Source organism: Candidatus Methylomirabilota bacterium (assembly GCA_035260325.1).
Lineage (GTDB): Bacteria > Methylomirabilota > Methylomirabilia > Rokubacteriales > CSP1-6 > AR19.
The window spans coordinates 1-8,328 of the sequence record DATFVL010000110.1; the positions used below are offsets into that span (position 1 = coordinate 1).

Annotated in this window: 10 protein-coding genes; 8 read left to right on the forward strand and 2 right to left on the reverse strand. The window is 70.3% G+C overall.

The genetic code is table 11. The annotated features are described in order from the left end of the window. On the reverse strand, positions 1-649 hold a 649-nt coding region (locus VKG64_07545), incomplete at its 3' end, for a hypothetical protein (GenBank protein HKB24895.1). 204 nt (positions 650-853) lie between these two features. On the opposite strand from VKG64_07545, the gene VKG64_07550 reads away from it, so the two are divergent. From VKG64_07550 to VKG64_07560, 3 genes are all read left to right on the forward strand, one after another. Then, positions 854-1,444 (forward strand): hypothetical protein, encoded by a 591-nt coding sequence (locus tag VKG64_07550; protein HKB24896.1) that lies wholly within the window; start codon positions 854-856, stop codon positions 1,442-1,444. A gap of 31 nt (positions 1,445-1,475) precedes the next feature. Beyond that, positions 1,476-2,282 (forward strand): transporter, encoded by an 807-nt coding sequence (locus VKG64_07555; GenBank protein HKB24897.1) that lies wholly within the window; start codon positions 1,476-1,478, stop codon positions 2,280-2,282. Between the two features lie 73 nt (positions 2,283-2,355). After that, positions 2,356-3,546: an acyl-CoA dehydrogenase gene (locus VKG64_07560; protein ID HKB24898.1), complete on the forward strand. Its 1,191-nt coding sequence runs from the start codon at positions 2,356-2,358 to the stop codon at positions 3,544-3,546. Positions 3,547-3,573: 27 nt separating this feature from the next. On the opposite strand, the gene VKG64_07565 is transcribed toward VKG64_07560, so the two are convergent. After that, the gene (locus tag VKG64_07565) at positions 3,574-4,806 is read right to left on the reverse strand and encodes an ABC transporter substrate-binding protein (protein ID HKB24899.1); all 1,233 of its coding nucleotides are present in this window, start codon (positions 4,804-4,806) and stop codon (positions 3,574-3,576) included. A gap of 122 nt (positions 4,807-4,928) precedes the next feature. Here VKG64_07565 and VKG64_07570 point away from each other — a divergent pair, with 122 nt between their 5' ends. From VKG64_07570 to VKG64_07590, 5 genes are all read left to right on the forward strand, one after another. Next, positions 4,929-5,345, forward strand: coding sequence for a Zn-ribbon domain-containing OB-fold protein (locus VKG64_07570; protein HKB24900.1), 417 nt, complete (start codon positions 4,929-4,931; stop codon positions 5,343-5,345). Continuing rightward, positions 5,342-6,511, forward strand: a complete 1,170-nt coding sequence (locus VKG64_07575; GenBank protein HKB24901.1) for a thiolase — start codon at positions 5,342-5,344, stop codon at positions 6,509-6,511. The genes VKG64_07570 and VKG64_07575 overlap by 4 nt, the downstream gene beginning before the upstream one ends. A 131-nt stretch (positions 6,512-6,642) precedes the next feature. After that, complete coding sequence (locus VKG64_07580; GenBank protein ID HKB24902.1) at positions 6,643-6,990, forward strand: hypothetical protein; 348 nt, start codon at positions 6,643-6,645, stop codon at positions 6,988-6,990. Positions 6,991-7,138: 148 nt separating this feature from the next. Then, positions 7,139-7,918: a lytic transglycosylase domain-containing protein gene (locus VKG64_07585; protein HKB24903.1), complete on the forward strand. Its 780-nt coding sequence runs from the start codon at positions 7,139-7,141 to the stop codon at positions 7,916-7,918. 15 nt (positions 7,919-7,933) lie between these two features. Beyond that, positions 7,934-8,328 (forward strand): hypothetical protein (locus tag VKG64_07590; GenBank protein HKB24904.1); only part of this gene is annotated, 395 nt, incomplete at its 3' end.

The following is an 8,328-nucleotide window of genomic DNA, read 5'->3' on the forward strand; positions in this document are numbered from 1 at the left end:
CGCGCCGGCCCCGCCCCCCGCGGCGGTGTCCCCTCCCGCCCGCCGGCTCGGGCTCGCCCGGCTCCTCCACCGGTGTGCCGGCGAGCGCGCGGGAGGAGAGACGGCGGAAGCCGATGCCGAGCGCCGCAGCCACGTCGCCCACGGCGTCGAACGCCCGGTCCTCCGACACGATCTCGACCACGTCCCCGGGGCGGCCGGCGGCCAGCCACACGCCCGCGCTCACCGCAATGCGGAGGTCGCTCCAGTCCTTCACGCCGGCGGAGGGCGCGCTGTGGACCAGTTGGGCGCCGTGGCGCGCGAGCAGGCGCGCCGTGTCCTGGCTGATCACGCGCCAGTTGCCGACCGCCACGAACTCCGTGCGCCAGCCGGCGCGGTCCGTGGCGAGGTGCTCGATCAGCCGCGCGATGCGCCCGGGCTGGCTCGTGTTCTCGACGTCGAAGAAGATGACGCGCCGGCTCGACGGCAGCGCTGCCGCGGGCGCGGGAGGCTCCATGCGTGCGGCGAAGGCGGGCTCGGGCGTGGCCAGCGGCACGACCGGCTCGTGCTCGACGAGGGACGGGAGCGGCTCGGGAGCGGGCTCGACCTCCGGGGCGGGGCTCGTCGTCGCAGCGCCGCGGCGGCGGAACCGCCCGGCGCTCGTGCGTTCCATGTCCTGCATCATACGGGCCCACACCGCCGCGGGCTAGGCAGAATGCGCCGATCGGTCGCGCCGGCATCCGTGTCAGGCCACTGACACAATTTTGGGGTTGCCGGTCTGGAAGGCCCTGCTACCATTGGGGTTGTTCCGGGCATACGACTTGCAGAAACCCGGGGTGGATTCTCCCGACATCGGGGATTCCAAGGAGGCAACGCGATGACGAAGCTCAACATCTTCCGACCCGTGCTCTCGGTGGTCTCGAGCGTCCTGCTGACCGCCCTGATCGTCGCTCCCGCGGCCGCGCAAGACGTGGACGCGAAGGGCGACAAGGAGCTGACGAGACTCGCGAAGGGGATCGACAAGAGCGCGGCGGACCGGGACGCCGGCCGCGTGACCTCGCGGATCGCGGACGAGTGGAAGGGAACGACGTTCAAATTCGACGCCGGCGGCGCGCCGCGCGCGTTCACGGCGCAGGACGTCCAGAACCTCCGCGCCAAGGGGCTCGGCTATGGCGAGATCTCGATCCTGCTCGCCCTTACGGCGAAGCAACACAACGCGGCGACGGCGAAGTCGCTCGACCAGATCCTCGCCATGCGCCAGGCCCATGAGGGCTGGGGGAAGATCGCGAAGGACCTCGGCTACAAGAACCTGGGCGCGGTCATCAGCAGCGTGAAGGCGAGCGAGAAGGCCCTGGCGCGGGTGGCCATGGAGCGCAGCGAGAAACCCGGGACGCGCGACAAGGTGCAGAAGCCGGAGAAGATGGAAAAGCCGGAGAAGATGGAGCGGCCCGAGAAGCCGGGCCGGTAGTCGTCGGCCCGGAATCGAGAGGAGACGAGCGATGCGGCATCGTGGCGTCGTGGTCGTGCTGGCCGTCGCACTGGTCCTGCTCGGCGCCGTGCCAGCCCTGGCCGAGGACCAGCCCTGGTTGTCGCTCTCGGGCTCGGTCAACTACTCGGTCGGCGACTACGGCACGGGCAAGGACACGACGATCGTCTACATCCCCTTCACGCTCGGCGTGAGGCCGCTCGACACGTTGTGGATCCGGCTGACGGTACCGTACATCGAGCAGACTTCGCAGAACGTCGTCAGTACCGGTGGTGGAGTCGCGGCGAGGAACGAGGCGCGCGGCAAGCTCGCCCGCCCCGCCCGCTCCACCACCGAGGCCGGCCCCGGCGACGTGCTCCTGAAGGTGTCCTGGGCCGTCGTTCAGGAAGGGCCCGTGCTCCCCGAGATCGCGCCCTACGTGAAGATCAAGTTCCCGACGGCGGACGAGAGTCGCGGGCTCGGCACGGGCGAGTTCGACGAGACCTTGGGCGTGGACGTGAGCAAGGCGCTCCTCGACAAGCTCTTCGGATATCTCACGCTGTCCTACACGTTCGTCGGCAGTCCGCCGGGCGCGGACCTCCGCAACTCGTTCGGGTGGAGCCTCGGCGCCGCGTACGCGGTGCTCACGCCGCTGTCGGTCTTCGGCTTCCTCGAGGGCGCGACCGCGATCGCGCGAGGCCAGGCGGATCCCGTGGACGTCGTCGTCGGCGCGGAATTCGCGCTGACGAAGGTGCTGAAGCTGACAGGCTCAGTGATGCGCGGGCTGACCAACGGCGCGGCCGATTGGGGCGTCTCCGGGGGCTTCGCGCTCCGCTTCTGACGCGGCGGGCGCGGCGCGCGCGCCGCGCCTTGACACCGGCGGCGCGGGCCGACTAGCCTCGCTTCGCGCCCTCATGGACTTCGAGTACTCGCCGGTCCAGGAAGCCTTCCGCAAGGAGTTCCGCGCGTGGCTCGCGGCGAACCTTCCTCCCGACCTCTGCCTGGACGACGCCGCGGACGACCGCGTGGCGTCGGATCGCGAGACCTTCGAGCGCCGCCGCGCCTGGCAGAAGACGATGCACGCCGCGGGCTGGGTCGGCATCACGTGGCCGACGGAGTACGGGGGCCGCGGCGCGGGGCTGATCGAGCGCGTGATCTGGGAGGAGGAGTACGCGGCGGCGCGGGCGCCGGTGTTGCCGGGGAACATGGCGCTGAACCTCGTGGGCCCGACGATCATCCACTGGGGCACCGACGCGCAGAAGCGCCGCCACCTCCCCGCGATCCTCGCCGCCGACGAGATTTGGTGCCAGGGCTTCTCCGAGCCGGGCGCGGGCTCCGACCTCGCGAGCCTCAGGACGCGCGCCGTGGATCGCGGCGACCACTACGTCGTCAACGGCCAGAAGGTGTGGACGTCGGGCGCGCACTTCGCCCACTGGATCATCCTGCTCGTCCGCACGGACCCCGACGCGCCGAAGCATCGGGGGATCAGCTGCCTGCTCGTTCCCATGCGGTCGCCGGGGATCAGCGTGCGGCCGCTCGTGCTCATGACCGGCCACCACCACTTCAACGAGGTCTTCTTCACCGACGTGGCCGTGCCGACGGCGAACCTGCTCGGTCCGCCGAACCAGGGCTGGAAGGTCTCGACGACAACGCTCATGTACGAGCGCCACTCCGCCGGCGGCCGGAGCCACGCGGCGCAGATCGCGCGCCTCGCGGCGCTCGCCCGGCGCGTGACGATCGACGGGAAGCCCGCGTGGGACCAGCCGTGGATCCGCCAGCGGCTCGCCCAGCTCGCGATCGACTGCGAGGCGCTCAAGTACACGCGGCTCAGGAGCCTCACACGCCAGCTCCGCGGCGAGCCGCCCGGGCCCGAGGGCTCGATCCTCAAGCTCACCGGCTCCGAGCTCGGCGTGCGGATCGCCGACGTCGCCGGCGAGCTGCTCGGCATGCACGTGCTCGTGAACGAGCCCTCGGGCGCCGTGCCGGACGCCCCGCGCTGGTTCAACCGCGTCCTCGCCGCGCGGCAGTACACCATCTCGGCGGGAACGAGCGAGATTCAGCGGAACATCATCGGCGAGCGCGTCCTCGGCCTGCCCAAGGACTGAGCGCCGCGCGCGAGCCTCGACGGGCGTTCAGCAGTGGCGGCACGGCGGGAAGTCCCGTGAGTACACGGGCTGCTTCAGGAACTCCTCGGGGTTGTACTTCCAGAACTGGCTGACGGCGGGGTAGGTGTAGATGACGGTGTTTTGCAGCTTCCCGCCCACGCGCTCCACCTTGCGGATGTAGACGTTCTGCGTCGGGTTGCCGTACGCGTCCATCTCCACGGGGCCGCGCGGAGCGTCGGTGATCCTCACCTTGCGGAGCGCGGCCATGAGGGCGGCCCGATCCTCCACCTTGCCGCCGATGGCTTTGACGGCCTCGTGGATGATGCGGGCGCCCGTGTAGCAGTTCTCCGAGTAGAAGCCCGGCGTGCGCTGGTAGGCCTTCTCGAACGCCGCGCGGAACTTGTGGTTGGCCGGCGTCTCCAGGGCGGCCGAGTAGTGGTGGGCGCTGACGACGCCGAGCGACTCGTCGCCGAGCTGCGGCAGCACGTGCTCGTCGGAGTACGTGCCGTTCGCGAGGAGGGGGACCCTCCCCTTGAGCCCGCTGTCCGCGTACTGCTTGGCGAACAACAGCGTCCACCGCCCGAGCCCCACGACGAACACCGCGTCGGCGTCCTTCCTGACCTGGGCCAGATACGGTGAATAGTCCTGGATGTTCAACGGCACCCACAGCTTCTGGACCACCTGACCGCCGCTGTCCTCGAAGGACTTGTGGAAGCCGCCGACAGTCTCCCAGCCGAATGCGTAGTCGAGCCCGATCGTGACGATCTTCTTGTAGCCGAGCGTCTTGGCCGCGTACTCGCCGAACGGGTGCATGTTGCCGCCGGCGGAGAAGCCCGTGCGGATGAGCCACTTCGGGCGGCGGCGCTGCGTCAGGTCGTCGGCCGAGTTGATCGGGTAGAGCGAGGGGATCCCCTGCTGCTCGATGTAGGGCACGAGCGCGTAGGCCACGTTGGAGAGAATGATCCCGACGAGCATGTGAACCTTGTCGTTCTCCACGAGCTTGCGGGCCTTGGTCAGCGCGGTCGCCGGCTGGCCTTCGTTGTCCTCCAGGATGACCTCGACCTTGCGCCCGGCCATCTGCCAGCCGAGCTCCTGCCAGTAGAGCTCGCACCCGGCGTACATGTCCTTGCCCGCCGCGGCGATCGCGCCGGACAGCGGCGAGATGAACCCGATCTTGATCGGCCCCTGCGCCGCCGCCTCGCCCGCGACGAAGACCGACGCCACCGCCATCATCAGCACCAGCCGTCCCACCGTCCGCATGCGCACCCTCCTCGACCGCCGTGATCTCGCCGCAGATCCTAACAGCGAACGGCGATGCGCGTCGTCCTTGACACGACGGCGCGCGCCGACTAGCCTCGGCTCGCCCGAGGAGGCCACCGCCCATGGAACTCGATCGCCCGCTGCCGAATCCGATGACGCCCGAGGCCAAGCCCTTCTGGGACGGCCTGCGCGAGCAGAAGCTCATGCTGCCCAAGTGCGGGGCGTGCGGCCACGTGTTCTTCTATCCGCGCGTCCTCTGTCCGCGCTGCCACGCGCGCGACATCGGCTGGATCCAGGCGAGCGGCAGGGGCAAGCTCCACGCCTTCGAGATCGCGCACCAGGCGTTCAGCAAGGCGTGGAAGGTCAAGCCGCCGTGGGTGCTGGCGATGGTCGAGCTGGCCGAGGGGCCGCGATTGATGTCCAACCTCGTCAACGTCGAGCCCGACCCGAAGAAGATCAAGTGCGACATGCCGGTGCAGGTCGTGTTCTCGAAGCTGACCGACGAGATCACGCTGCCGCTCTTCGAGCCGGCGCGGTGAGCCCCGTGGCGGACCTGAAGGCGCTCTCCGGCTCGGTGTGCGTCGTCGGCGTCGACGAGAGCGACGAGATCGGCAACCTGCCCGGCAAGAGCCAGCTCACGCTCCACCTCGAGGCGGTCGCCAACGCCGTCCGCGACGCGGGGCTCCGGATCTCGGACGTGGACGGCATCTTCACGGCGGGCCAGCACTCCCCCGCCCTCCTCGGCGAGGCGCTCGGCATCACCCCGCGCTACGTGGACGGCACGAGCGTCGGCGGCTGCTCCTTCATCATCGAGGTCGGCCACGCGGTCGCCGCGCTCCACCACGGCCTCTGCGACGTGGCCGTCGTCTCGCACGGCGAGTCCGGGCGCTCCGGGGTCGGCGTCTCCCCGCGGCGCGACACGAGCCTCACCGGCCAGTACGAGGCGCCCTTCGGCTTCGGCGGCGCGCCCACCTTCTTCGGCATGATCACCACGCGCCACATGCACGTGTACGGCACCACGCTCGAGCAGTGGGCGCAGGTCGCGGTGTCCACGCGCAAGTGGGCGGCGCTCAACCCGAAGGCGCTCCGCCGGGAGCCCATCACCGTCCAAGACGTGCTCGACTCACGGCCCGTCGTCTACCCGTTCAACGTCCTGAACATCTGTCTCGTGACGGACGCGGGCGGCGCGGTCGTGCTGACGCGCGCCGACCGGGCGCGGGACTGCGCCAAGAAGCCCGTGTACGTCCGCGGCCTGGGCGAGGGCACCGAGCACGTGATGGTCACCCAGATGAAGGACCTCACCTTCAGCGAGGCCACGCGCCTCGCAGGCGAGAAGGCGTTCCGGATGGCCGGCGTCGGCGCGCGGGACTTCGACCACATCATGCTCTACGACGCCTTCACCTCGGGGCCGCCCATCATGCTCGAGTCGCTCGGCGTCGCCAGGCGCGGCGAGGGCGTGCACTTCTTCGCGGACGGCCGCTCGACGCCGGGCGGCAAGCTCCCGATCAACACCAACGGCGGCGGCCTCTCCTACACCCACTCGGGCATGTACGGCATCTTCCCGATCATCGAGGCGACGCGCCAGCTCCGCGGCGAGTGCGGCCCGCGCCAGGTGCCGGGCGTGAGGCTCTCGCTGGTCAACGGCATGGGCGGCATGCTCTCCGCCGCCGGGACGCTCGTGCTCTCGAGCGAGCGCGGGAGCTAGGGCTCGCGCGCCGCGTCTGGACACACCGGACGTTGTGTGCTTCGATGAGCGAGACCGGAGTGTCGGTCGCCTGCCCTCAGCGGTCCCCGCCGAGCGCGACGCTCGGGCGCAGTCGCCACGGAGAAACCCTCATGCCGGCGATCCGCCGCATCAGCGAGCTCACGGTCGAGCGCCGCGACCATCGGCTCTGCGTTCGCTTCAAGCTGAACGTCTCCCCCGACCGGAACTGGATCGGCCTCTTCAAGGCGCACGCGGCCTCGAGCGTGCTCGGCGCCGCCAACGTGATCTTCGACGAGACCGACGCGTTCGTGGAAGTCGGGAGGCCCAGCAGCCCGGCGGAGCTCGCCACGGCCCTCGACTGCTTCATCGAGTGCGCGAACCTCCGGCTGAGGACCTTCGCCGGCCACGCCCCCGAGGACCGGCCGCTCGCGGCGGCCCTGTCGCGCATCGCCGCCGCCCGGATGCGCCCACACCTGTGACCGCGTCCGGATGGCACCGGCGTGTCTGGGCAGTGACGTCCTGCCCCTTCGAAAGCGCTCGAACCGCCGCGGCTAACTAGCGAAGAACGCTCGCGGTCGGCTCCAGACGATGATCTGGCACCCCCGTTGCCTCTTTTCTCTCTTTGCCATGCGAGACGCGCCATCGCTGCTGACGCGCCGCGCGCTGGGACTCCTGATCCTGCTGCTCATAATGTTCCCCGCGTATCTGATCTCGCGGCCGAATGCCCCTCAGGCGCCCCGGCGGATCGAGCGCAAGGCCGGCATCGCGGACGACGCGACGGCGGTCGGGTCGAGCGAGCTGCTCGGCGTGGCGATCGAGGCGCACATCCGCGAGGTCGCCGTCCGCTACCGCATCTCGCCGCTCCTGGTCGCCGCGATCGTCGAGGCCGAGTCCGACTTCAATCCGCGAGCGGTGTCGCGCCGGGGCGCCCGTGGCCTGATGCAGCTGATGCCGCGAACGGCCGCGAGCGTCCGGGTGGAGAACACCTTCGATCCGTACGAGAACATCGAGGGCGGCGTACGCCACCTGCGCCGGCTGATGGACCGGTTCAACGGCGACCTGCCGCTCGTGCTGGCCGCCTACAACGCCGGCGAGCAGGCCGTCCTGCTCTACGGCGGTGTCCCGCCCTATCCCGAGACCCGGCGCTACGTCGTCCGGATCCTGCGGCGCATCGGCCGCCACGACCTCGTGAACCGCGTGATCGGCAGCTCGGGCGCCGTGCTCATTCCCCTGACGACCAACGGGACGGGCTCTGGGCTCGCGCTCGCCGTGACCGGCCCCGCGCTCGAGGCCTGGCGCGAGCGCCAGGCCCTCGAGCGGCAAGCGATCCCCGGGCTGCGGCGCGTCGCCAACGGGCCCGCCGCACCCGCGCTTCGGATCGAGCGCTCCGACTTTCAAGGCCCGTAATCAAGGAGGAGAGAGATGATTGACCGGATCATCACCATGTTGCCCGAAGCGTGGCGCGACCTCGCCGAGTTGGTCGCCGCGCCGATCCTGTGGGTGCCGCGCCTCCAGCAGACCATGCTCGGCTTCCTCGCCGACTCATCGTCCGTCTGGACGGCGGCGATGAAGTACGTCCTCGTCCTGCTCCCGATGCTCCTCGGCCTCGCCGCCATCTGGTGCACGGCGCTCGCCGTCTACACGGTGCCGTTCCGATCGCGGCGTATCGATTTCATCTCGACGTTCCTGCTGACGTGGTGGGACGCCGCCCGCGCGGCCTGGATGTACTGGGTGGGCATGATACGGATGGGGGCGGTCGTGTTCGGCTGGCTGGTCACGCTTCTCAGCCTCGCCGTCAAGCTCGGCTTCGAGGCGGC